This window comes from Bosea sp. RAC05, assembly GCF_001713455.1.
Classification (GTDB): Bacteria; Pseudomonadota; Alphaproteobacteria; order Rhizobiales; family Beijerinckiaceae; genus Allobosea.
The window spans coordinates 2,123,365-2,145,787 of record NZ_CP016464.1; the positions used below are offsets into that span (position 1 = coordinate 2,123,365).

The 22,423-nt window shown below is 68.5% G+C and carries 20 protein-coding genes and 1 pseudogene; 11 read left to right on the top strand and 10 right to left on the bottom strand.

Annotation, left to right across the window (positions count from 1 at the left end; all coding sequences use genetic code 11):
• Entirely contained in the window at window positions 1–1,089 is a 1,089-nt protein-coding gene (locus BSY19_RS13535) for an ornithine cyclodeaminase (protein ID WP_069054622.1), read from the top strand.
• Here the strand turns inward: BSY19_RS13535 and BSY19_RS13540 are convergent.
• Window positions 1,056–1,979, bottom strand: a complete 924-nt coding sequence (locus BSY19_RS13540) for a MurR/RpiR family transcriptional regulator (RefSeq protein WP_210184428.1) — start codon at window positions 1,977–1,979, stop codon at window positions 1,056–1,058. The genes BSY19_RS13535 and BSY19_RS13540 overlap by 34 nt on opposite strands.
• A gap of 75 nt (window positions 1,980–2,054) precedes the next feature.
• Here BSY19_RS13540 and BSY19_RS13545 point away from each other — a divergent pair, with 75 nt between their 5' ends.
• The 5 genes from BSY19_RS13545 to BSY19_RS13565 all read left to right on the top strand — a co-directional run bounded on the left by BSY19_RS13545 (window position 2,055) and on the right by BSY19_RS13565 (window position 6,276).
• Window positions 2,055–2,831 carry a transporter substrate-binding domain-containing protein gene (locus tag BSY19_RS13545; protein ID WP_083247591.1) on the top strand — a complete coding sequence of 259 codons (777 nt, stop codon included), beginning with the start codon at window positions 2,055–2,057 and terminating at the stop codon, window positions 2,829–2,831.
• A gap of 73 nt (window positions 2,832–2,904) precedes the next feature.
• A complete protein-coding gene (locus BSY19_RS13550; protein ID WP_236840530.1) occupies window positions 2,905–3,627 on the top strand; it encodes an ABC transporter permease in 723 nt (240 codons plus the stop codon).
• Complete coding sequence (locus tag BSY19_RS13555) at window positions 3,627–4,337, top strand: ABC transporter permease (protein WP_210184429.1); 711 nt, start codon at window positions 3,627–3,629, stop codon at window positions 4,335–4,337. Before BSY19_RS13550 ends, BSY19_RS13555 begins: the two co-directional genes overlap by 1 nt.
• Before the next feature lie 4 nt (window positions 4,338–4,341).
• Window positions 4,342–5,454 carry a succinylglutamate desuccinylase/aspartoacylase family protein gene (locus BSY19_RS13560; RefSeq protein WP_069054625.1) on the top strand — a complete coding sequence of 371 codons (1,113 nt, stop codon included), beginning with the start codon at window positions 4,342–4,344 and terminating at the stop codon, window positions 5,452–5,454.
• Window positions 5,455–5,466: 12 nt separating this feature from the next.
• Window positions 5,467–6,276 (top strand): ABC transporter ATP-binding protein, encoded by an 810-nt coding sequence (locus tag BSY19_RS13565; RefSeq protein ID WP_083247592.1) that lies wholly within the window; start codon window positions 5,467–5,469, stop codon window positions 6,274–6,276.
• A gap of 64 nt (window positions 6,277–6,340) precedes the next feature.
• Here the strand turns inward: BSY19_RS13565 and BSY19_RS13570 are convergent, their stop codons facing one another.
• Window positions 6,341–7,372 (bottom strand): LacI family DNA-binding transcriptional regulator, encoded by a 1,032-nt coding sequence (locus BSY19_RS13570; protein WP_236840531.1) that lies wholly within the window; start codon window positions 7,370–7,372, stop codon window positions 6,341–6,343.
• 123 nt (window positions 7,373–7,495) lie between these two features.
• On the opposite strand from BSY19_RS13570, the gene BSY19_RS13575 reads away from it, so the two are divergent.
• The 5 genes from BSY19_RS13575 (at window position 7,496) to BSY19_RS13595 (ending at window position 14,739) form a co-directional block, all read left to right on the top strand.
• Window positions 7,496–9,346, top strand: a complete 1,851-nt coding sequence (locus BSY19_RS13575) for a glycoside hydrolase family 2 protein (protein ID WP_083247594.1) — start codon at window positions 7,496–7,498, stop codon at window positions 9,344–9,346.
• Between the two features lie 80 nt (window positions 9,347–9,426).
• Complete coding sequence (locus tag BSY19_RS13580; RefSeq protein WP_069054626.1) at window positions 9,427–10,410, top strand: TRAP transporter substrate-binding protein; 984 nt, start codon at window positions 9,427–9,429, stop codon at window positions 10,408–10,410.
• Between the two features lie 77 nt (window positions 10,411–10,487).
• A complete protein-coding gene (locus tag BSY19_RS13585) occupies window positions 10,488–10,994 on the top strand; it encodes a TRAP transporter small permease (protein ID WP_069054627.1) in 507 nt (168 codons plus the stop codon).
• A gap of 6 nt (window positions 10,995–11,000) precedes the next feature.
• On the top strand, window positions 11,001–12,311 hold the full coding sequence (locus tag BSY19_RS13590; protein WP_210184430.1) for a TRAP transporter large permease: 1,311 nt from the start codon (window positions 11,001–11,003) through the stop codon (window positions 12,309–12,311).
• Window positions 12,312–12,321: 10 nt separating this feature from the next.
• Entirely contained in the window at window positions 12,322–14,739 is a 2,418-nt protein-coding gene (locus BSY19_RS13595) for a glycoside hydrolase family 31 protein (RefSeq protein ID WP_069054628.1), read from the top strand.
• Here BSY19_RS13595 and BSY19_RS13600 read toward each other — a convergent pair.
• The 8 genes and pseudogenes from BSY19_RS13600 to BSY19_RS13635 all read right to left on the bottom strand — a co-directional run bounded on the left by BSY19_RS13600 (window position 14,729) and on the right by BSY19_RS13635 (window position 22,306).
• Entirely contained in the window at window positions 14,729–15,475 is a 747-nt protein-coding gene (locus tag BSY19_RS13600; protein WP_150129612.1) for a hypothetical protein, read from the bottom strand. The genes BSY19_RS13595 and BSY19_RS13600 overlap by 11 nt on opposite strands.
• 401 nt (window positions 15,476–15,876) lie before the next feature.
• Window positions 15,877–16,482: a ferric reductase-like transmembrane domain-containing protein gene (locus tag BSY19_RS13605; RefSeq protein ID WP_236840532.1), complete on the bottom strand. Its 606-nt coding sequence runs from the start codon at window positions 16,480–16,482 to the stop codon at window positions 15,877–15,879.
• A 26-nt stretch (window positions 16,483–16,508) separates the two neighbouring features.
• Entirely contained in the window at window positions 16,509–17,009 is a 501-nt protein-coding gene (locus tag BSY19_RS13610) for a twin-arginine translocation signal domain-containing protein (RefSeq protein WP_236840533.1), read from the bottom strand.
• Between the two features lie 273 nt (window positions 17,010–17,282).
• Window positions 17,283–17,720: pseudogene (locus tag BSY19_RS27020) on the bottom strand (LysR substrate-binding domain-containing protein); the annotation flags it as partial.
• 246 nt (window positions 17,721–17,966) lie between these two features.
• On the bottom strand, window positions 17,967–19,127 hold the full coding sequence (locus BSY19_RS13620) for a hypothetical protein (protein WP_069054633.1): 1,161 nt from the start codon (window positions 19,125–19,127) through the stop codon (window positions 17,967–17,969).
• An 8-nt stretch (window positions 19,128–19,135) separates the two neighbouring features.
• Entirely contained in the window at window positions 19,136–19,993 is an 858-nt protein-coding gene (locus tag BSY19_RS13625; protein ID WP_069054634.1) for a carbohydrate ABC transporter permease, read from the bottom strand.
• Complete coding sequence (locus tag BSY19_RS13630; protein ID WP_069054635.1) at window positions 19,990–20,919, bottom strand: carbohydrate ABC transporter permease; 930 nt, start codon at window positions 20,917–20,919, stop codon at window positions 19,990–19,992. The genes BSY19_RS13625 and BSY19_RS13630 overlap by 4 nt, the downstream gene beginning before the upstream one ends.
• Window positions 20,920–21,025: 106 nt before the next feature.
• Window positions 21,026–22,306 carry an ABC transporter substrate-binding protein gene (locus BSY19_RS13635; protein ID WP_069054636.1) on the bottom strand — a complete coding sequence of 427 codons (1,281 nt, stop codon included), beginning with the start codon at window positions 22,304–22,306 and terminating at the stop codon, window positions 21,026–21,028.
• Window positions 22,307–22,423: the final 117 nt, after the last annotated feature.

Genomic DNA, 22,423 nt, shown 5'->3' on the forward strand with positions numbered 1-22,423 from the left:
ATGGACCGCAAGCTCAACCTCGTCCGCTTCGTCAGCGTCGATCGGATGATGCGCATCGTCGGCCGGCACGGGATCGAACGCGTGCTGACCGACCTTGCCGCCTGCGTCGAGGCCGATTTCCGGCGCTGGGAGGTCTTCGACAAGACCGCGCGCGTCGCCTCGCACAGCCGTGACGGCGTTATCGAGCTGATGCCGACCAGCGACGGGCGGCACTACGCCTTCAAATACGTCAACGGCCACCCCCTGAACACGCGCGATGGCCGCCAGACCGTCACCGCCTTCGGCGTCTGGGCCGATGTCGCGACCGGCTATCCGCTGCTGCTGAGCGAGATGACGATCCTGACCGCGCTGCGCACCGCCGCCACCTCGGCCATGGCGGCCAGTCACCTGGCGCCGCACGGTGCCCACACCATGGCGCTGATCGGCAATGGCGCGCAGTCGGAGTTCCAGGCGCTCGCCTTCAGGGCGGTGCTCGGCATCGATCGCCTGCGGCTTTACGATACCGATCCCGCCGCGAGCACGCGCTGCGCCCACAACCTCGCAGGCTTCGGGTTCGAGATCGCGATCTGCCGCTCGCCGGACGAGGCCGTGCTGGGCGCGCAGATCGTGACCACCGCCACCGCCGACAAGGCCAACGCCACCATCCTGACCGACAACATGGTCGGCGCCGGCATCCACATCAACGCGGTCGGCGGCGACTGCCCGGGCAAGACCGAGCTCCATGCCGACATCCTCAGGCGCAGCGACATCTTCGTGGAGTATCCGCCGCAGACGCGCATCGAGGGCGAGATCCAGCAACTCGCCGCCGACCATCCCGTCACCGAACTCTGGCGCGTCGTCACGGGGCAGGCCGAAGGCCGGCGCGAGGCGCGGCAGATCACGCTGTTCGACTCGGTGGGGTTCGCGATCGAGGATTTCTCGGCTCTGCGCTGGCTCGCCGGGGAGGCCGCCCGCACGGGCGAGTACGATGAACTCGACCTGCTGGCCGATCCCGACGAGCCGCGCGACCTGTTCGGCATGCTGCTGCGCGCGGGGGCGGGGCCGGCCGTCGCGCCTCAGCGCCCGCGAGAGGTCTGCGAGACCAGATAGCTCGAGATGGCGTCGGTCAGCTGCGCCGCCTTGGCGACATTGTCGGCGTTCGAGACCATCAGGGCCGTCACCAGCGCCTCGATCACGAGCAGCGCCGCGACATTGCTCGACGACAGCACGGGATGGGTGCAGCGGGCGATCAGGACCTCGTCGGCGAGCGGGGCGAGCGGCGATGCGGCCGAGTCGGTCAGCGCCACGATGGCCGCCTTGCGGTCGGCGGCATAGCGCGTCAGGTGCACGACATCGGTGGCGTAGCGCGGGAAGGAAATGGCGATCAGCACATCCTCCGGTCCCAGCGCCATCAGGCGGCCGGCGGCATTCTCGGTGCCGCCGAACTCGACCACATTGACGAGCTGGCGACAGAAAGGCTGCAGGCCGAGCGTCAGCAGCCCCGCCAGATGGGCGGAGAGGCCGAAACCCATCACATAGACGCAGCGCGCCGAGGTCAGGCGGGCGACGATGCGCGACAGGCCCTCGGGCTCGATCGCCTCGGCCGTGCCGCGCAGATTGGCCAGCGTGTCCTCCAGCCCCTCGCGCAGCGGCGAGCGCCCGTCTTCCCGGTTGAAGCTGCCGCGCAGCTTCTCGACCGGGCGCAGCACGGCCTGGAGCGTGTCGGCGAGCGCGGCGCGCAGATCGGGAAAGCCGCTGAAGCCCAGCAGCCGGGCGAACCGCGACAGGGTCGCTGTCGAGACGCCGGTCGCGGCCGCGAGATCCTCGATCGACAGGGCCGAGCCGCGCACCGGATTGCGCAGGAGGTGCTCCGCGATGACGCGATTGGAGGCCGATCCCGACGCCTGCAGCGCCAGGAGCTTCCGGCCGAGCTCGGAGGCGGCGAAGGCCATGTCGCTCGCGCCGCTGCCGCCCGGGCTGTCGTGAAGAGATATTTTCATATATTGACCTTATGAAAATTAATCGCCAATGTGAAGTCCGAGCGGGAACTCAAGACCACTGATCGGGAGAATGTCATGCTGAAGCGTACTGTCCTCGCCTGGGCCGCAACGGCCTCGTTCGCCCTCGTGCTGGGCCAGCCGGCGGCTGCCCAGGCCACGAAGCTGCGAATCGGGGTCGAGGGCAACTATCCGCCGTTCTCGATGATCGCGCCCGACGGCAAGCTGGGCGGCTTCGACATCGACATCGCCAATGCCATCTGCGCGCAGATGAAGGCCGAGTGCAGCTTCGTCCAGCAGGAATTCGACGGCATGATCCCGGCGCTCAACGCCAAGAAGTTCGACATGATCGTCGCCTCGATGACGATCACCGAGGCGCGCAAGAAGACGGTCGACTTCTCCGATCCCTATTACGACGTGCCTTCGCGCTTCGTCGCCAAGGCCGGCGCCTTTGCCGATCACTCGCCGACCGCGTTGAAGGGCAAAACCATCGTCGTGCTGCGCAATTCGCCGCGCGCCGCCTATCTGGCAGAGAACTACAAGGACAGCACCATCGTCTTCGCCGGCAAGGAGACCGAGGTCTACATGGAGCTCGCCGTCGGGCGCGCCGATGTCGGCTTCGGCTCCTCGGTGGTCTCCGCGGAGGCCTTCCTGAAGAAGCCGGAAGGCAAGGGCTATGCGCAGCTCGGCCCGGCGATCCGGATTGGCGCGGGCTCGGGCGTCGGCATCGCGATGCGCAAGGGCGACGATGCCCTGCGCACCCAGATCAACGCCGCGCTCGCCGCCTTCAAGGCCAATGGCGGCTACAAGGCGCTGGCCGACCGCTATTTCGACTTCGACATCTCGGGGTCCTGAGGTCGGCACCCGGCCCTGATGGACCGGGCCGGCTCCCCTCGTTTCGCGGGACGTGGCCAGGGCTCGCCCGGCCATGACGCCCTTTCATGCCGATCCGGACGAAGCCATGTTCCTCCACGGCTATTTCCCCGCCATTCTCGAAGGCCTGCGTTCGACGCTGCTGGTTTCGGCCGTGTCGCTGGCGATCGCCTGCGTCTTCGGGCTGATCGGGGCCGGCGCCAAGCTGTCGGCCTCGCGGGCGGCCAACATCGCGGCCGACACCTACACGACGCTGATCCGCGGGCTGCCGGAACTCGTCCTGCTGCTGCTGATCTTCTATGGCGGCCAGATTCTGATCAACAGCCTCGCCGACAAGGCCGGGCTCGGCTATCTCGACATCAACCCCTTCATCGCCGGCACGACGACGCTGGGCTTCATCTTCGGAGCCTATCTGACGGAGACCTTTCGCGGCGCCATCCTCGCCATCCCGCGCGGGCAGAGCGAGGCGGGACTCGCCTATGGCATGAGCCGAGGCCAGGTGCTGCGCCGCATCGTGCTGCCGCAGATGGTCCGCCACGCCATTCCCGGCTTCACCAACAACTGGCTGGTGATGATCAAGGCCACCGCGCTTTTGTCGATCATCGGGCTCGACGACATGGTCCACCGCGCCAACCTCGCCTCGGCCGCCACGCGTGAGCCCTTCACCTTCTACGCCGCGATCGGCGGGATCTATCTCGCGGTCACCACGGTCTCGATCCTGCTGCTCGGCTGGGTCGAGCGGCGCTTCTCGCTCGGCGTGCGCAAGGTGGAATTCTGATGGTCGACTGGACCCTCATCGCGGAATCCTGGCCGCTCTATCTCAACGGCCTCAAGGTCAGCCTGATCCTGATGGCGATCTCGGTCTCGGCGTCGTTCCTGCTGTCGGTGCCGCTGGCGATCGCGCGCGTCTCGCCCAATCCGCTGCTCTCGAAGCCGGTTTTCCTCTACACCTATGTGATCCGGGGCACGCCGCTCCTGGTGCAGCTCTACATGATCTATTTCGGCCTGGCGCAGTTCGAATGGCTGCGCGAGAGCGCGGCCTGGCCGCTGTTCCGCAACGCCTGGTTCTGCGCCTGGCTGGCCTTTGCCCTCAACAGCACGGCCTATACGACGGAAATCCTCGCCGGCGCCCTGCGCCAGACGCCGAGCGGCGAGCTGGAAGCCGCGCGCAGCCTCGGCCTGTCGACCTTTTCGATCTACCGCCGCATCCTGCTGCCGAGCGCGATGCGCCGCGCCCTGCCGCAATACGGCAACGAGCTCGTCATGGTCATGCATGCGACCTCGATCGCCAGCGCCGTCACCATCGTCGAACTCACCCGCACCGCCCGCGATGTCTACTACAACAACCTCGCCCCGCTCGAGGCCTTCGGCCTGGTGGCGGTGTTCTACTTCATCATCACCTTCACGCTCGTCGGCCTCGTCAAGCTGCTGGAGGCCCGGTTCCTGAAGCACCTTCGGCCCAAATCCGCCGACCCGAGGCCCGCCTGACGCCATGCTCACCGACATCATCGCGATCCCCGCCGCCGCCCCCGGCACGGCCCACCATCTCACCGTGCAGCGCTTCGGCCGATCCGGCGCCCGGCCTTGCGTCTACATCCAGGCGGCGCTGCACGCCGACGAGATCCCCGGCATGATCTGCGCCCAAGCGCTGCGCCGGGAGCTTCTGGCGCTCGAGGCGGCGGGCGATCTGCGCGGCGAAGTCGTGCTCGTGCCGGTCGCCAACCCGCTCGGGCTCGGCCAGCAGGTGCTCGGCCAGCCGGTGGGGCGCTTCGCGCTGGGGGACGGCGGCAACTTCAACCGCGACTTCCCCGACCTGACGGTGGGGCTGTCGCGCATCGGCGAGGCGCTGACCGACGACCCCGACAGCAACCTCGCGCTCATCCGGGCAGAACTCGCCGCCGTGCTGGCCTCGTTCCCGGTCGAGACGCCGCAGCAGCATCTCAAGGCGACACTGCTGGCGCTCGCCCTTCACGCCGACTTCGTACTCGACCTGCACTGCGATGCCGAAGCCGCGATGCATCTCTACACCCATACCGACAGCGCGCCGATTTTCGCACCGCTCGCGGCCCATCTCGGGGCGCGGGCGCTCCTGCTCGCGGATGTCTCGGGCGGCGATCCCTTCGACGAGGCCGTCAGCCGCCCCTGGGCCGAACTCGCCCGCGCCTTTCCCGACCGGCCCGTGCCCTTCGGCTGCCACTCGGTGACGGTCGAGCTGCGCGGCCAGAGCGACGTCGACGATGCCATGGCCGTTGCCGACGCGGGCGCGATCCTCGCCTTCATGCGCCATGTCGGCGTCATCGCCGGCGAAAAGCCGGTCCTGCCCGCGGCCCTGTGCCAGCCGACCGCGCTCGAAGCCTCCGAGCCACTCGTGGCGCCGACGGCCGGCATCCTCGTCTATCGTCGAGAGCTGGGCGAGACGGTCGAGGCCGGTGCGGTGCTGGCCGAGCTGATCGACCCGCTGAGCGGCGCGGTGACACCCATCCGCTGCCAGTCCGGCGGCGTCTTCTTCGCGCGCTCGGCGCTGCGCTTCGTCACCCCCGGCAAGCGGCTGGGCAAGGTGGCCGGCACCAGCCTGAAGCGCAGCGGCCGGCTGCTCAGCCCCTGAAAGGATCGCGCCATGGACCCGTCAGCCATCGAGCCCTCCGCGGCCGGCGGCCGCCCCGTCGAAAAGCTCCGCGCCGACGGCCTGCGCAAGAGCTTCGGCGCGGTCGAGGTGCTGAAGGGCGTTTCGCTCTCGGCCAATTCCGGCGACGTGATTGCGCTGATCGGGGCTTCCGGCTCCGGCAAGAGCACGGTGCTGCGCTGCCTGAACCTGCTCGAGAGGCCCAATGCCGGGCGGATCTTCGTCGGTGGCGAGGAACTCAGGCTGGCGCCTGGTCGCAAGGGCGAACTCGAGGCCGCGGATCCGGCCCAGTTGCAGCGCATCCGCGCAAGGCTGGCGATGGTGTTCCAGCAGTTCAATCTCTGGGCGCATATGACGGCGGTCGAGAACGTGATCGAGGCGCCGATGCGCGTGCTCGGCCTCTCGCGTGCAGAAGCCGTCGAGCGCGCGGAGCGCTATCTCGCGCGCGTTGGCGTCTCCCACCGCAAGGATGCCTACCCCGCCCATATGTCGGGCGGCGAGCAGCAGCGCGTCGCCATCGCCCGCGCGCTCGCCATGGAGCCAGAGGTCATGCTCTTCGACGAGCCGACATCCGCGCTCGATCCCGAACTCGTCGGGGAGGTCTTGCGGGTCATGCGGCTCCTGGCGGAGGAAGGCCGCACCATGCTCGTCGTGACGCATGAGATGGGCTTTGCCCGCGAGGTCGCCAGCCGCGTCGTCTTCCTGCATCAGGGCGTGGTGGAGGAAGAGGGGGCACCCGCCCAGGTCCTGCTGCAGCCGAAGAGCGAGCGGCTCCAGCGCTTCCTGACCAACAGCCTGAAATAGCCGGGGCGCGGCGGCCATCGTCTGCATCCGATGGAGCGACGGCAGGGCTTGCGCTCCGCAGGCGTCAGCCGCCGCGGATCACCAGCTCATGCGGCATGAAGCAGGCCTTGGCCGGCGCTTCGTCCAGCAGCGCGGCGAGGGTGGCCACCACCACCGGCCCGAAATCGTCATAGGGGATCTTCACCGCGCTGAGCCAGGGGGCGATCCAGGCGTTGAGCGGGTTGTCGTCGAAGCCGAACAGCGCCACGTCGTCCGGGACGCGCAGGCCCGCCTCCGACAGCCGCCGATAGGCGCCATAGGCGATCAGGTCGCTGAGGCACAGGATGCGGCGCGGCACCCGTGGCCCGGCGAGGAGGGCGCCCATGCCGGCATGGCCGATGGCGAGATGGCTCTTGCCGCTGCCCGTCCCGCGCAGGATCTGGGCCTCGCCAATGCCGCCGGCGACCAACCCGGCGACGAAGCCGGCGGCCCGTCGCTGGCCGGCGCTGAAGGACAGCGAGGCGTGCAGCAGGCCGAAGGGGCCGGTCCTGTCCTGGGCCAGCCAGTGCTGCGCCACGGCGAAGCCCGCCGCGTGGTCGTCAATGCCGACGAAGGGCGAGGTTTCGTCGCCGGGGTCGCGCCGGTTGACGAAGACGAGCGGCCGCCCTGCCGCGCGCAGCTGGTCGAGGCGGGGCGAGGGGACGGCGACCAGCAGCACGATGCCGCGCGCCAGCTGCGCCTCCATCTCGGCGAGATACTCGTCCTGGATGGCCGGGTCCTCATGCGTGTCGCAGAGCGCCATCACGAAGCCGGCGTCGCGCAGCGCCAGTTCGATCGAGGCGGCGGCGGCGGCCATCGCCGGGTTGCCGAGATTGGCGGCGAGCACGCCGACGATGCGGCTCTCGCGCTGCCGCAACGCCCGGCCGACGCTCTGCGGCCGGTAGCCCAGGGCCGCGACCGCGGCGTGGACCCGCGCGGCGGTCTCGGAGGTGGCCTTGTTCTCGACGCCGTTCATGACGCGCGACACGGTCGCGATCGAGACGCCGGCGCGGCGCGCCACCATGGCGATCGAGACCGGGCGTGCGCCGCCCGACTTGCTGGTCACGTGATCGCTCACCGTCTGCGACGCCTTCCGGACTCCGGCCCGCTTCATGACAGGGTCTGCGCATGGTTGCCAGAAAGGCGGCGCTTGTCTAGGATTGAGGAAATCGTTTTCCTTCAAAAAAGACGTGTCATCGGGATGGACGCCAAGGTCGAGACAAACGCTGCCGCCGGCGACGGCAAGCCCGTGCTCCCGCCGGGGCATGATCCCTATCACCATCTCCATGACGAGGCTTATGCCGCGCCCTTCTCTGAGGCGCGCGTCGGCTGGCGCGACCTGATCAGCGTCGCCGGCCGCAGGCTCGAATCGCTCGACGGCACCTGGAACTTCGTGCTCGACCTGCATGACGAGGGGCTGCGCCAGCGCTGGTTCGAGGACGCGCCCGATCCGATCGGCGGCTGGACGACCCCGCGCGACTACGATGACGGCGCCTGGCAGACCACGACCGTTCCCTCTTGCTGGAACGTGATGCGCCCGGAATGGACCTATTTCGAGGGTGGCGCCTGGTACACCCGCGAGGTGACCGTCGCGCCCGGCCGGGCCGGGGAGCGCGTGTTCCTGCGCGTCGGGGCGGCCAACTACGAGGCGCGGGTCTTCCTCAACGGGGTCTTCATCGGCAGCCATCGCGGCGGCTCGACGCCGTTCTTCATCGAGCTCACCGGGCATCTGGCGGCGGGCGCGAACCGGCTGCAGATCAATGTCGACAACCGGCGCCGGCCCGAGCGCGTGCCGATGAACCATACCGACTGGTTCAATTATGGCGGCCTCTACCGCGAGGTCGGGCTGCTGCGCGTGCCGGCGGTGTTCATCCGCGATTTCGGGGTCGCGCTCGTCCCGGGCTCGCAGGGCAGGCGCATCGCCATCGACGTCACGCTCTCCGAGCCGACCAGCGGCACGGCGCGGCTGCGCATCGACGGGCTGGCGGAGGAGATCGCGATTCCGGTCGCCGCCGGCGTCGGCCGGATCACCTTCGACGCCGCGCCCGAGCTCTGGAGCCCGGCCCGCCCGAAGCTCTATCCGGTCCGCCTCACCTTCGGCGAGGACGAGGTCGCCGACGCTGTCGGCTTCCGCGAGATCAGGGTCGAGGGCCAGCGCATCCTGCTCAACGGCGAGGACATCTTCCTGCGCGGCATCTGCGTCCACGAGGACGATCGCGACCTCGGAAAGGTCTCGACTGAGGCCGACATCCGCCGCCGTTTCGCCGATGCCAAGGCGCTCAACGCCAATTTCCTGCGGCTGTCGCACTATCCGCACCATGAACTCGCTGCGCGGATCGCCGACGAGGTCGGGCTCCTGCTCTGGGAGGAGGTGCCGGTCTACTGGGCGATCGATTTCGCCAATCCCGACACCTTCGCCGACGCCGACAACCAGCTGCGCGAGATGATCCGCCGCGACCGCAACCGCGCCAGCATCGTGATCTGGGGCGTCGGCAACGAGAATGCCGACACGGATGCGCGGCTCGCCTTCATGAGCGGGCTCGCCGCCTCCTGCCGCGAGATGGACCCGACCCGCCTCGTCTCCGCGGCCTGCCTGATCAACCGCGAGCATTTCCGCGTCGAGGACCGGCTCTCGGAGGCGCTCGACGTGATCGGGCTCAACGAATATTTCGGCTGGTACGAGCCCTCGTTCGACGGGCTGAAGCGGCTCTTCGCCAACTCCGACCTCGACAAGCCGCTGGTCATCACGGAGACGGGCGCCGACGCCGTCGCCGGGCGGGAGGGGCGGCCCGGGGAGCTTTTCGGCGAGACCCATCAGTCCGATCTCTACGAGCGCCAGCTCGATCTGGTCGAAAGCGCGCCCTATGTGCGCGGCTTCTGCCCGTGGATTCTCTACGACTTCCGGACCGAGCGGCGGCAGACCGCCTATCAGCGCGGCTGGAACCTGAAGGGCTTGATCGCCGCCGACAAGACCACCCGGAAGAAGGCCTTCACCACCCTTTCGGAGCGCTATTCCGAACTGGCCCAGCAGCAGACACCTGCTGGGGCATGAACCGCCCGGTGCCAGGGCCAGACAGGCCCAGCCGGGACCACGAGATCCAACAACCAGAACACGACGCGGAGGACACCGAGATGAGCACCACACGACGCACCATCCTGATCGCCGGCATGGCCGCCGCCGCCGCGCTCGCGGCCGCCCCCGTGGCACAGGCCAAGACCACGCTGCGCCTCGGCCACGGTCTCGCCAAGGGCCACCCGGTCGACGTTTCCCTCGAACTCTTCGCCAAGCTCGTCAGCGAGCGCTCGAAGGGCGACATCGAGATCAAGGTCTTCCCGGCTGGCCAGCTCGGCCAGCAGCGCGAACTCCTGGAGCAGCTCCAGGCCGGCGCGCTCGACTTCGCCCATGCCAACGCGTCGCCGCTGGCGGCGTTCGAGCCCGCCTTCGGCGTGTTCGACACGCCCTTCCTGTTCCGCGACAAGGCCCATTTCTTCAAGGTCGTGGACGGGCCGATCGGTCGCGAGATCCTCGAGGCCGGCAAGGCCAAGTCCCTGCTCGGTCTCGCCTACCAGGACAACGGCACGCGCTCCTTCTACGCCAAGAAGCCGATCCGGACGCCCGAAGACCTGAAGGGCCTGAAGATCCGCGTCCAGCCCGGCCCGATCACGACCCGCATGGTCAACCTGCTGGGCGCCGCCGCGACGCCGCTGGCCTGGGGCGAGCTCTACACCGCGCTCCAGTCGGGCGTCGTCGACGGCGCCGAGAACAATGTCACCGCGCTGACCCTGGCCAAGCATGGCGAGGTGATGAAGTTCTATTCGCGCAACGAGCACACCCGCGTGCCCGACGTCGTGCTCGCTTCCGGCGTCACCTTCGGCAAGCTGAAGCCGGAGCAGCAGGACCTGGTCCGCCAGGCCGCGCTCGATTCCTCCAAGGCCCATAACGAGAACTGGCAGAAGGAACTCGACAAGGCCGAGGGCGACGCCGTCAAGATGGGCGTGACCTTCGTCGAGGCCGACAAGGCGGCGTTCCGCAAGGCCGTCCAGCCGATGTACGACGATCTCAAGGCCGTGCCGGCGGTCGCCGCGCTCGCCGAGAAGATCCAGGCTCTGCAGTAAGCCGACAGGCGCGTCCTCCCTTCGCCCCCTGTGGGTGAGGGGAGGACGACGCGCCGTTCCCCCGGTCAGGTTCCGCCATGCTCCACCGCATCCACCGCTCGCTCGACGTCTTCGTGCTGGCACTCGCCGTGCCGATGACGCTCGTCATGCTCGCCTGCGTGGTCTGGCAGGTGGTCGGGCGCTATTTCCTGAACTCCTCGACGTCCTTCACGGACGAGCTCTCGCGCTTCCTGTTCATCTGGGTCAGCCTGCTCGGCGCGGCCTATGTGCTGGGCAAGCGCGGACACATCGCCATCACCGGGCTGATCGACATGGCGCCGCGCGGCGTCCGTCGCGGCTTCGACATCCTGATCGCCGGGCTGGTCATCGTCTTCGCGCTCGTTGTCCTCGTCTGGGGCGGCTGGCTCCTGGTCGAGCGCAATCTGAGGCTCGGGCAGGTGTCGCCCGCGATGCTTCTCCCGGTGGCCTATGTCTACGCCATCATCCCGCTCTCGGGCCTGCTGACCGCGATCTACGCGGCGCTGGTGGTCTGCGAGGTCGCCAGCGGTCAGGAGATCGCGGCCAAGGAGGTCTCGCTCGACTGAGCGGGCATGACCGGCATGGAAGCATCCCCCGCGCTCATTCTCTCTGTCGCCTTCATCGGGCTGATGGCCATCGGCGTGCCGATCAGCCACGCCACGGGCCTGGCCGCGATCGCGGCGCTGCTCACGATCATGCCGCCCCTGCCGGCGCTGTCGGTCACCGCGCAGCGCATCGCGACCGGTCTCGATTCCTTCGCCCTGCTCGCCATCCCGTTCTTCTTCATGGCGGGTTCGATCATGAACCGGGGCGGCATCGCGCGGCGCCTGATCGACTGCGCCAAGGTCTTCGTCGGCTGGATGCCGGGGGCTCTGGCCCAGATCACCATCCTCGCGAACATGATGTTCGGCACCGTCTCGGGCTCGGCGGTGGCCGCCGCATCCGCCATCGGCGGCACCATGCAGCCGCTCAAGGACAAGGCGGGCTACGATCCGGCCTTCTCGGCCGCCGTCAACATCGCCTCCTGCCCGACGGGCCTGCTGATCCCGCCATCGGGCGCCTTCATCGTCTATTCGCTGGTCTCGGGTGGCACCTCGATCGCCGCGCTCTTCCTGGCCGGCTACATCCCCGGCATCCTGATGGGCATCTCGGTGATGGTGCCGGTCTGGTTCATGGCCAAGCGGCGTGGCTACCTGCCGATGCCGCCGCTGCCGATGCGCGAGAAGGTCGCGGCCGTGCTGAGCGCGCTGCCCAGCCTCGGGCTGATCGTGCTCGTCATCGGCGGGATCGTCGGCGGCATCTTCACCGCGACCGAGGGCTCGGCCATCGCGGTGGTCTACTCGCTGGTGCTGGCGGCGATCTATCGCGAGCTGAAATTCGGCGATCTCTACCGCATCCTCGTCGACACGATCGAGGCCACGGCGGTGGTCTCGCTGATGATCGGCACCTCGCTCGCCATGGCCTATGTGATGTCGCTCGCCGGCATTCCGCAGCTGATCGGCGACTGGATCACCGCGATCTCCGACAACAAATATGTCGCGCTGATGCTGGTGAACGTCGTCCTGCTGCTGATGGGCACCTTCCTCGACCTCACCCCCGGCATCCTGATCTTCACGCCGATCTTCCTGCCCGTGCTGACGCAGCTCGGCGTCGATCCCGTGCATTTCGGCGTCATCCTGGTGTTCAACATGTGCCTCGGCATCGTCTCGCCGCCGACCGGCAGCGCGCTCTTCATCGGCTGCGCCATCGCCAAGGTGTCGATCGAACGGGTGACGCGCCCGCTGATCCCGATCTTCCTGTCGACCACGATGGCACTGCTCGTCGTCACCTATGTGCCGGCGCTGTCGCTCTGGCTGCCGCGCCTGTTCGGCTTCATCAAGTAAGGCTTCATCCATGCATCCGCTGACCGGGGCGAGGCTCGCCGGAACCGGCACGAGCCATGTCGATCTCGCGCTGGAGGCCGGCTACGGCGCCCGTCTCTACCTGCTCGACGCGCATCTCGCGCGCCTGCTGATCACCCGGCCGGGTGGGCTGGTGATGCCCAGGACCTGGTCGATCTCGCCCGAGATCGCCTGGGCCGGCGACCCGGACCCGATCGATGGGCGCGACAGGCTCGACGTTTCCGGCTTCCCCGGCGTGCCCTTCTCGGTCGACGAGGACGAGGCCGCGATCACGGTGGAGACGGCGTGGCTGCGCGTGCGGATCCGCCGCTCGCCCCTGATGCTGGACTGGCAGGTCCGCTCCGCCCCCGAGGCGCCGTTCGAGAGCGTGCTGAAGGACCGGCCGAGCCACGCCTATGCCTTCGACCGCCGCTCGAACCGTTTCCGGCATTATCTCGTCCGCGACGAACGCGAGCGCTTCTACGGCTTCGGCGACAAGTCCGGCGACGCCGACAAGCATGGCCGGCGCCTCGCCATGGGCGCCACCGATCCGCTCGGCTACGATGGCGGCCGCTCGGACCCGCTCTACAAGCACATCCCCTGGTCGGTGACGGTGCGGCCCGACCGCGGCGGTCAGGCCGTCGGGCTGTTCTACGACAACCTCGCGCGCGGCGCCTTCGACCTCGGTCAGGAGCTCGACGCCTATCACGACCTGTTCCGCTCCTTCGAGGCCTGCGACGGAGATCTCGATCTTTATGTCGTGCTGGGGCCCGGGCTCGGCGACGTGGTCAAGCGCTTCACCGCCCTGACCGGGCGCGCCGCCTTCCCGCCGCGCTGGACGATCCCCTATTCGGGCTCGACCATGTCCTACACCGACGCGCCCGACGCCTCCGATAAGCTCGTCGGCTTCCTCGATCTGCTGGCGCGGCACGGCATTCCCTGCGGCTCCTTCCAGATGTCGTCCGGCTACACCCTGGTCGGCGACAAGCGCTGCGTCTTCACCTGGAACCGCGACCGCTTCCCCGATCCGCAGGCGGTGACCGCCCGGTTCAGGGACGCGCAGGTCGAACTCGTTGCCAACATCAAGCCGGCCCTGCTGCTGGAGCATCCGCGCTTCGACGAGGTCGAGGCCTTTGGCGGCTTCGTGCGCGACAGCGAGGACCCGTCGAAGCCGCACGTCACCCAGTTCTGGGGCGGCCCGGCGGCCTATCTCGACTTCACCAACCCGCAGACCAGCGCCTGGTGGTCGCGGCAGGTGAAGGAGCAGCTGATCGACTACGGCATCAACTCGACCTGGAACGACAACAACGAGTTCGAGATCTGGGACGAGGCCGCGCTCTGCGACCTCTCCGGGCACAGGGCGACGATCGCGACGCTGCGGCCGGTCCAGACCAATCTGATGATGCGTGCCTCCGCGATCGCCCAGACCGCGGCCGCGCCGGGCACGCGCCCCTATCTCATCTCGCGCTCCGGCGGGCCGGGCATGCAACGCTATGTCCAGACCTGGAGCGGCGACAACCGCACCAACTGGGAGACGCTGCGCTGGAACCTGCGCATGGGCCATGGCTTCTCGCTCTCGGGGCTGGCGAATTTCGGCCATGACATCGGCGGCTTCGCCGGCCCCAAGCCCGAGCCCGAGCTGTTCCTGCGCTGGATCGAGCAGGGCATCTTCTGGCCGCGCTTCACGATCCACTCCTGGAACGACGACGGCAGTGCCAACGAGCCCTGGATGTATCCGCAGCTGCTGCCGCAGATCAGGACATGCCTGGCCTTCCGCGAGCGCCTGACGCCGCTGTTCTACGACCTGCTCTGGCGGATGCATCGCGATCACGAGCCGATCCTGCGGCCCCTGACGCTCGATTTCCCCGACCAGGCGGACAGCTACACCGCGGAAGACGCCTTCCTGCTCGGCGAGCGGCTGCTGGTCGCGCCGGTGCTCGACAGGGGCGCGACGCGCCGCGAGGTCTGGCTGCCCGCCTGCGCCGAGGGCTGGTTCGATCTCTGGACCGGCGCGCCCCATCCCGGCGGTCGGACCGTCACGGTCGAAGCCCCGCTGGGGCGCTGCCCGGCCTTCCTGCGCGGCGGCTCGATCCTGCCGCTCGGGCCCGCGCCCTCGACCGAAAGCGGCCCGCTGACGCTGCGGCTCGCCCTGTCGGACGGCGAGAGCGCCAGGCTCGATCTCTATGACGATGATGGGGCGAGCGTGCTGGAGCCGCCGCTGACGCCGCCCTGCCTGTTCTCGGTCGAGGCCGAGAAGCACGGCGGCGTCGCGACCGTCGCGGTCTCGTTCGCCGGCACGAGGGCACCACGCTGGCCGGAGCTGCGCTTCGAGGATGCGGCCGGCCAGCCGCTCAAGGTCCGTCTGCACGACGGCGTTCTGAGCGAGCGGCTGTCGTTGCCGGCCGGCGCGGGGTCGTCCGTCACCAGTTGACGACGACCGGCCTCGGCATGGTGTATTTCGCGACCAGGCATCGCAGCATCTCGACAATGTCGCGATCGCCGCAGGCCACGATCAGCAGCCAGATGTCGCCGGCAACCTGGAGCAGCAGCTCCTCGAGCTGCTCGTACTCCAGATCGGAAAAATCAAAGCCGATCCGGGTCGGGCTGGCACGGTTGACGACCTGATAGGCGCTCAGGCGCTCCGTGATGGCGGTCAGCGTTTCGCTGGTGTCGGGCTGCTGCGCCAGCTGCTTGGCCAGCACCGCGCCCTCGGCCGCCAGTGACAGGATCCGTCCGATCAGGATTTGCCGGTTCAGCACGCTCATCGCCTTGAGGCTGCCGCTGAACCTCGGCGTGAAGGACGCCTTCCGCGACGCTTTGTCGCTGAATCCGGAGGCCGACGCGAGCGGCTTTGCTGGCGGCAAGGGCATGAAATACTCGAGATCGCAGGCGACCCCGCTGCACCACACCCGCTGCGAGCTGATCTCGACGGCGATGATTCGGCCCGTCGCGGAGCGCACTTCGGCCGGCTCCGCGTCGTAATAGCCGTTCGTCTCGAGCATCCACTGGCGCCGGACGCGCTGCGCACTGCTGAGCGCGGAGCCGGCAGCCAGCAAATCCTTGTGCTGGATTTCCGGCCAGACCCGCTCGATCAGCCGCAGATAACCGTCATTGGCGGCAAGATACTGGGATCCGTCCAACCCGGCCGTCGAGAGACAGGCCGGCACGTCTGCGAGCTGCACGAGGTCGGCGGTGAGGTTGCGGGTCGAAAACATTCGAGCGGTCCAGCGAGTGCGCGATCGGCGTGAATACAGCGTCAATATTCTCGATTCGGTCCTGTTACAGCAATTTTGTTTCGCCGTCTCGGCGAATGGTTCGGTTGCATGGACGATCCGTTAACCCGTTGCTGGAAAGCGCGGGCCATCGCACACGTCGCGGCCGGAAACCCGACGACGCGACGCTGCACTGTCGGGCTGCAAGGGGCGGGCAGGGCGGTATCGCCTGGCGACAGAATGCGCAGCAACCGTGCGTCCCGCCCGGTAATGGCTTGCCGCCGACGGGCGCGGGGCGTGCGGGCCGGGGCTGCCCTGGCCGGACCGTCCGTCCGAGCCGGTCCTCTGCCTCGGCTCTACCGGCGATCCGCGGAACGTCGCTTGCGCGCGATCAGGGTCCAGGCGCGCAGATCCAGGATCACCTTGGCCGTCGCCAGCAGCACGAGCAGGCAAAACGCCGCCTTCGACAGCGGTTCCATCGTCCCGTCGACGAGCCAAGCATGGACAACGCTGCCGCTGACGACCACGACCGCGAGCGCCGTGTGGCCGAGGCGCCAGACCTTCGGCGCCAGGCGGACGCGAGCCCTCAGGGCCGCGAGCGCGGCTGCGGCGAAGGCCGCCCACATGGCGACGACCCCCCAGGCGGAGAAGGGCGTGGGTGAGGCGAACAGCAAGGCGTCGATCACGTCCGGAGCGCTCGTCAGCCAGAGCCCCGCGATATGGAGAAGGATCAGCGCCACCAGAGCGGCGCCGAGCCAGGCATGAACGCGTCGCCCGCGCCGGGCCTGCAGCGCGGGCAGATAGCCGCCGGCCAGCAGCGGCTGAACCAGCAGCAGCGCGAGCGCGAGCATGCCGGCGAAGCTCGAGGCGACATAGACGCCGTCACGCCAGGCGAGCAGCGGGCTCCCCGCCGCCAGCACGATCGGCACTGCCACGGCAAGCGCGAGGGCAGCCCAGATCAAAGGCCTCCGGACTGACGGCAAGCCGCTCAGACCGGCTGAAGCACGAAATGGGCGCTGAGGCTGGTGTCGCGCGAGCGGGCCATCACGGGCCGCAGGAAGACGGTCTTGAAGCCGTCCCCCTCATAGGCGAGATGGCCATGCGCCTGCCCGAAGGCCGGGATGATCTGGGGCATTTCCAGCCGGAAGGTCCCATCGGCCCCGGTCAGCGTGGCGCCGTGGCTGTGCGCGTCGTTCTCGCGCCCCTCCGTGGTGTGGGCCCAGATCTGAATCCGCATCCCGGGCAGGGGGGCGCCGTCGCCCGCACGACGCACGGTGCCCGTCATCCAGAAGCCGCCGCCGCCGATGCGGCTGACGACCGGCGCGCCGGGGATATAGTTGTTGGCGCCGCCCGGCATCGTCGGCGTCGGGGCGAGGCCCTGCGCCTGGGCCGGCAGCAGCAGACCGGGCGTTCCCGTCAGCAACGCCGCGCCGGCGAGCGCGGAGCCATGGGCGAGAAAGGCCCGGCGGGTCGATCGATCATGGGTCAACGCTGTCTCCATGCTTGCATCGCAATCGAGAGCCGGACGGGAGATCGCGCCGCCGGAAGAACCCGATCCTCCAGGGCGCGCCGTTACCGACGCATGCTACCCATAAAGGTGGCGCTCGGCGGGCAGGCAAGGGTATCGGCGAGACGGGAGCGACGCCCGTCTCCACTCGACAAGCCGCCGGGAAATGCCATTTTCACCACGAGATCAGGGGCTTGCGCGATCCCGGTCACCAGGCGCCTGCCCGATCCCCGGTCTTCACAAATTCGCGCACGGCTATCCGGAGCCGTGCCGCAGCGCGTCCACGATCACCTTGAAGGCCGGCAGGCTCCGCCGGCGGCTGGGATCGGAGATGTCATAGCCGGGAAAGGGCGGCGGCCAGTCCTCCAGCAGGGGTATCAGCGCACGACCGGCGACGTGCCCGGCGACCAGATCCTCCGGCACATAGGCGATGCCGTAGCCGTTCAGCACGGAATCGATCATCGCGACCGAGGTGTTGAAGGTCAGTTGCCCATTCACCCGAACACGCAACTCCTGGCCATCCTTTTCGAACTCCCAGGCATAGAGGCCGCCGGCCCTTGACTGGCGCGTGTTGATGCAGTTGTCCGCGACGCGTTCGTTGGGATGCTGCGGCGGTGGGTTGGCGGCCAGGTAGGCCGGCGATGCGACGGCTAGAAGCCGCCAGTCCGGCCCGATGCGGACGGCGGCGCCCGGCGGCGCGCAGGGCCGCCCAGGGCGTCACGACAAGGAAGAAGAGTCCGGCGAGCAGGCCGAGGAGCACCCATTCCATGACGGTTGAACGGCCTCCGGTCGGCATAGCAATCGCATCAGATGACCAGCCTATCGCGGGGGACGAGGGTTGTCATGCCGGGGATGGCCGACCTCGTGCGGGCGCCCTCCGTCGGCACGAGGCCGCGCGTTGCGGCAGCCCTGGGGCGAAGCCCTCCGCGCCGCTTCGCGTTACCGAGCCGGCTGCCGGCGGTAGCCGATCCCGACCATGCGCCGGAACCGCCAGTTCCGGCGCCCGGGCCAGAGCAGGTCGGCGATCATCGCGATGGCGATCCAGCGGAACCAGGTGGCGAAGCTGTTGGACAGGCCCTGCGGCTCCTCATAGCCCCGGACCCAGCCATCCTGGCGTCGCACGCCCTCCCTGACATCGGCGAAGCCGCCATCGGCATTCTGGAAGGCGAGCAGCGCCTCGAGCAGCGTCAGGCACCAGCGCTCGATCGCGTCGCGGCGATCGCCGAGGTGGACATGGCCATGCACGAGCACATCGACCGCATCGACATCGATGCAGGCGCTGTCGATCGCCGGCGGCAGCGACAGGCAGTAATCGACCGCCTTGTCCTGGAAGGGCAGGGGACGGCCCGTCTCGTACCAGAGGTGGAAATTGTGCATCGACCCGGCGAAGGCATGGAGCAGCCGGGTCGGATCCGAGAGCTGGCCGACGCCCCAGAACCCCGTGCTCGGCTCCTGCAGGCGGTCATGCCAGGCGAAGAGCTGTTCGAGGGCCGCCGCGACCCGCGTCTGCACCGCCGCATCGCCATGGCGCGCCATCAGCAGCCAGAAGCTGCCGAGATTGACGATGTTGTTGCCCTCCTGCCAGGGGTCGCGCAGGTCGCGCAGGCTCAGCCAGTGGCCGAGTTCGCGGGCGTCGAGCCAGGGTTCGGCGAAGGCGAGGACCGGCTTGCGGTCGGGGTCGAGGGCCTCGATCGCGCCCAGCGTGTAGTTGGTCACGTGGAAATCGATGTAGCGCCAGGTCTCGCCGAGGTCCGGTTTCTTGAACACGGCCTCATCCGTCATGCCCGTGATGCGGAAGCGGCCATCCGGCAGGCGGGCGCGCTCGAACCAGGCGACCAGCGCCGCCCGGTCGTCCCTGCTGTAGTCGTCGAGCCCGCCCAGCAGGTCGAGCGCCATCACCCCATTGTAGCTGCCGGGCAGGAGCATGCCGGGCCAGCGCGCGGCGTCGTGGTGGTCGCTGATGCGCATCACGCCGCGCGGCGCGCCCGGGGCCTGCATCGTGGCGAGCCAGCCGAGCGTGCGCAGCCGCGCCGCCTCGATGCGCCGCCATGTCGCCTCGAGCGGATCTCCCGCCGCGACCTGTCGAGCCGCCTGTCCCATCGCCTCTCTCACCCCTTCACCGCCCCTGCCGCCATGCCTTCCATCACGCGCTTCTGGGCAATCAGGAACAGCACCGCCATGGGCAGCGTGGTGATCACCGAGAGCGCCATGATGCCCTGGAAATTCGCGCCAAGTTCGCCGTTCATCGACAGCAGCGCCACCGGCAGTGTGTAGGTGTCGGGCGTGCGCGAGATCACCAGGATCGGGAACCACTGGGCCCAGTTCAGCAGGAAGGTGATGATCGCCACCGTCGCCACCACGGGCGCGGCCATCGGCATCACCACCTTGAACAGGACCTGGCTCTCGCTCGCCCCGTCGATCACCGCCGCCTCGATGACTTCGGGCGGAATGGCGCGGAAGAACTGCTCGAACAGGAAGAACTGGATCGGCCCGAGCGCCAGAAACAGGATGATTCCGGCATAGCTGCCCAGCAGCCCGAGCTTGAACATCACCAGATAGACCGGGATCACCAGCAGCATGTAGGGATACATGATGGTGATCAGGAAGCCGTAGCGCAGCAGCGAGAACCCCGGCAGCCGCGGCCGGCGCACCAGCGCATAGGCGCCCAGCGCCGTCACCGTGACCCCCAGCAGCGTCGAGGCGCAGGTGATGGCGACCGAGTTCAGCCCGTAGCGCCACAGGCCGACGCCGCCGATGCTGGCGATCTCGGACAGGATCGACAGGTCGAACCGCTCCGGCAGGAGGCGCAGCGGCGCCGACAGCATCTCGCGGGTCGAGCGGAAGGCCGACACCAGCATCCACCAGTAGGGGTAGAGGAAGAGCAGGCTGACGGTCGAGGCGACGGCATAGGCCGCCACCTGGGCCAGCGGGGAATGGGTGCCGGAGGGGGCGGCGGCGTCCTTCATGGCTGCCTCCGGTCGCCGATGCGGAAGGCGGTCAGCGAGATGCCGATGACGATGGCGAACAGGATCGAGGCCATCGCGGTCGCCTCGCCATAACGGCCCTGGTCGAAGAGCTGGTAGGCGTAGTAGCTGACGAAATTGGTCTGGTCGCTCGGCCCGCCCTTGGTCATCACCACGACCACGGTGAAGGTCTTGAGGAACTGGATCAGCGCGTAGACCGTGTTGATCAGCAGGGCCGGCCGCAGCTGCGGCAGGATCACATAGCGCCAGCGCTGCCAGGTGGTGGCGCCGTCGATATGGGCCGCCTCTTCCAGCGCCTTGTCGCGGATCGAGAGATTGGCGAGGAAGATGATCACGTAAAAGCCGGCATGGTGCCAGAGTTCGGCGATCAGCACGGCCAGCAGCGCGGTGTTGGGGCTGGAGAGACCCCCGAAGGCCGGCAGGCCGATGAGCTCGAGCCCCGCATTGATCGCGCCGAAGGAGCGGTCGTAGAGCCAGCGCCAGACGACGTAGCCGGCGACGTCGGGCGTCACCACCGGCAGGAAGATGGCGAGCCGGAAGAACAGGTTGCCCCGCTTCAGCAGCGTCGAATCCAGCAGCGTCGCGAAGGCCAGCGCGAAGGCGAGGTTCGCCACGACGGAGAGTGCGGTGTAGAGCAGCGTCCGCGCCAGCGACGCCAGGAAGATCGGATCGGCCAGCACCGACGCGTAATTGGCCAGCCCGACATAGACCGGGCTCGGCTTGAGCGCGCTGGCCGACGCCGTGAACGAGACCTGGATCGAGAGCAGGATCGGCCAGATCCCGAACAGGATCGTCAGCGCCGCGAAGGGGGCGACGAAGAGATAGAAGATGCGGTGCCGCCAGGCCTCGTCCAGCCGTCCGGAATGGCCGTGTCGTTCCTCGGACAGGGGCAGGGCGAGGCGGGTCATTCGGGTGTCCGGCTGGGGGAACGGGGCCGCGCCGCCCGCCCGTTGCGATGAGGGCGCCGGGGCGGGACAGGCCCGCCCCGGCGCAAGCGAGGGTTGAAAGCCGCGCTCAGCCTTTGAGCTTGGCCGCCAGGTCGCGCATTTCCTTCGCCGTCTCGGCGATGAAGGGCTTCCAGTCGGCCGGGGGGCTGGCGAGGCCGGCCAGCAGCTTGCGGTGGAAGGCGGCCTCCAGCTCCGGATAGAAGGTGTGGATCGATTCCGGGAAGTCGTAGGCGACGAGCCGGCCCTGCGCCTTCGCGAAGAACTGCTGGCGCTCGGACAGCTTCGAGACGTCGAGATCCTTGCGCACGCCGGCGCCGAGCAGTTCGAGCGAGGCCTGCTGGGCCTCCTTGCCGAGCAGGAACTTGGCGAACTCCACCGCGAGCGCCTTGTTGGGCGCGTTCTCCGGCACAGCAACGCCGCGCATGCCGCCGATCACGACCGCGTTCTGGTCGTCGGCGGCGAAGCGGGGCCAGGGGCCGGAGACGAAATCGCCGTTGAGGACATTGGCGCCGTCCCATTTGCGCACGTTCCAGTCGCCGACGCGGAACATGCCGGCGCGGCCGCCCTCGATCACCTGGTACATCTCGTTGAAGGAGTGGTTGATCGTGTCGGGCGCGACGAACTTGTAGGTGGAGTAGGTCTTGAGGAATTCCTCCAGCACGAGCGCATGCTTGGGTTGGTCGATCGTGATCTTGCCCTCGGGATCGATCAGCGTGTGCCGCAGCCCGCTGCCGAAGGTGAAGAGATCGAGCATGTGGATCAGGTCGCGCGGCTTGGCCGCCTGCAGCGCGAAGCCGAAGGTGTCCGCCTTGCCGTTGCCGTCGGGGTCGGCATCGCGGAACTTGGTCGCGATCCGCTTGGCGTCGTCCCAGGTCTCGGGGAATTTTTCGCCGGTCTTGTCGAGCCAGCTCTTGCGCACGCCCAGCGCCATCTGCACGCGTTGCGCCGGCAGGATGATCATCTTGCCCTTGAAGGTCGCGACTCTCAGATCATCCTCGGCGAGGAAGGCCTTGTCGGCGATCTGGCCGAGCACCGGCTTCAGGTCCATCACCTTGCCGGTCTGGCTCTCGACGCGGATGACGCGCTCGTAATTGTTGAAGATCAGGTCTGGCGCCGTGTCGGTGTTGAGCGCGCCGATCACCCGGCCGAACCACTGGTCCGTCGGGTAGGAGAGGGAGCGGACGGTGACGCCGGGCCGGCTCTTGGCGAACTCGGCGCCGGCCGCCTGGAACCACTTGATCCCGTTGTCGCCGAGATCGTGCCAGATCGTGAGCTCCTGCGCTTTGGCCGGCGCGGAGAGCAGTGTGGCGGCGGCAAACGCGCCGCCGATGAGCAAGGCCAGCCTCATGGTCGATCCTCCCTGAATCCGTGATCGTTTGGCGTCACGTAAACGTTTTCGTTGACTTATCATAAGACCAACTCGATCAAGACATCAAGGGGCCGGGTTCGATCTCGGCGGAGGGCT

Excerpts from the sequence above, each read along its gene's own strand:
- BSY19_RS13535 (WP_069054622.1), top strand. The coding sequence starts at position 1 with ATGGACCGCAAGCTCAACCTCGTCCGCTTCGTCAGCGTCGATCGGATG.
- BSY19_RS13540 (WP_210184428.1), bottom strand. The coding sequence starts at position 1,979 with ATGAAAATATCTCTTCACGACAGCCCGGGCGGCAGCGGCGCGAGCGAC.
- BSY19_RS13545 (WP_083247591.1), top strand. The coding sequence starts at position 2,055 with ATGCTGAAGCGTACTGTCCTCGCCTGGGCCGCAACGGCCTCGTTCGCC.
- BSY19_RS13550 (WP_236840530.1), top strand. The coding sequence starts at position 2,905 with ATGACGCCCTTTCATGCCGATCCGGACGAAGCCATGTTCCTCCACGGC.
- BSY19_RS13555 (WP_210184429.1), top strand. The coding sequence starts at position 3,627 with ATGGTCGACTGGACCCTCATCGCGGAATCCTGGCCGCTCTATCTCAAC.
- BSY19_RS13560 (WP_069054625.1), top strand. The coding sequence starts at position 4,342 with ATGCTCACCGACATCATCGCGATCCCCGCCGCCGCCCCCGGCACGGCC.
- BSY19_RS13565 (WP_083247592.1), top strand. The coding sequence starts at position 5,467 with ATGGACCCGTCAGCCATCGAGCCCTCCGCGGCCGGCGGCCGCCCCGTC.
- BSY19_RS13575 (WP_083247594.1), top strand. The coding sequence starts at position 7,496 with ATGGACGCCAAGGTCGAGACAAACGCTGCCGCCGGCGACGGCAAGCCC.
- BSY19_RS13580 (WP_069054626.1), top strand. The coding sequence starts at position 9,427 with ATGAGCACCACACGACGCACCATCCTGATCGCCGGCATGGCCGCCGCC.
- BSY19_RS13585 (WP_069054627.1), top strand. The coding sequence starts at position 10,488 with ATGCTCCACCGCATCCACCGCTCGCTCGACGTCTTCGTGCTGGCACTC.
- BSY19_RS13590 (WP_210184430.1), top strand. The coding sequence starts at position 11,001 with ATGACCGGCATGGAAGCATCCCCCGCGCTCATTCTCTCTGTCGCCTTC.
- BSY19_RS13595 (WP_069054628.1), top strand. The coding sequence starts at position 12,322 with ATGCATCCGCTGACCGGGGCGAGGCTCGCCGGAACCGGCACGAGCCAT.
- BSY19_RS13620 (WP_069054633.1), bottom strand. The coding sequence starts at position 19,127 with ATGGGACAGGCGGCTCGACAGGTCGCGGCGGGAGATCCGCTCGAGGCG.
- BSY19_RS13625 (WP_069054634.1), bottom strand. The coding sequence starts at position 19,993 with ATGAAGGACGCCGCCGCCCCCTCCGGCACCCATTCCCCGCTGGCCCAG.
- BSY19_RS13630 (WP_069054635.1), bottom strand. The coding sequence starts at position 20,919 with ATGACCCGCCTCGCCCTGCCCCTGTCCGAGGAACGACACGGCCATTCC.
- BSY19_RS13635 (WP_069054636.1), bottom strand. The coding sequence starts at position 22,306 with ATGAGGCTGGCCTTGCTCATCGGCGGCGCGTTTGCCGCCGCCACACTG.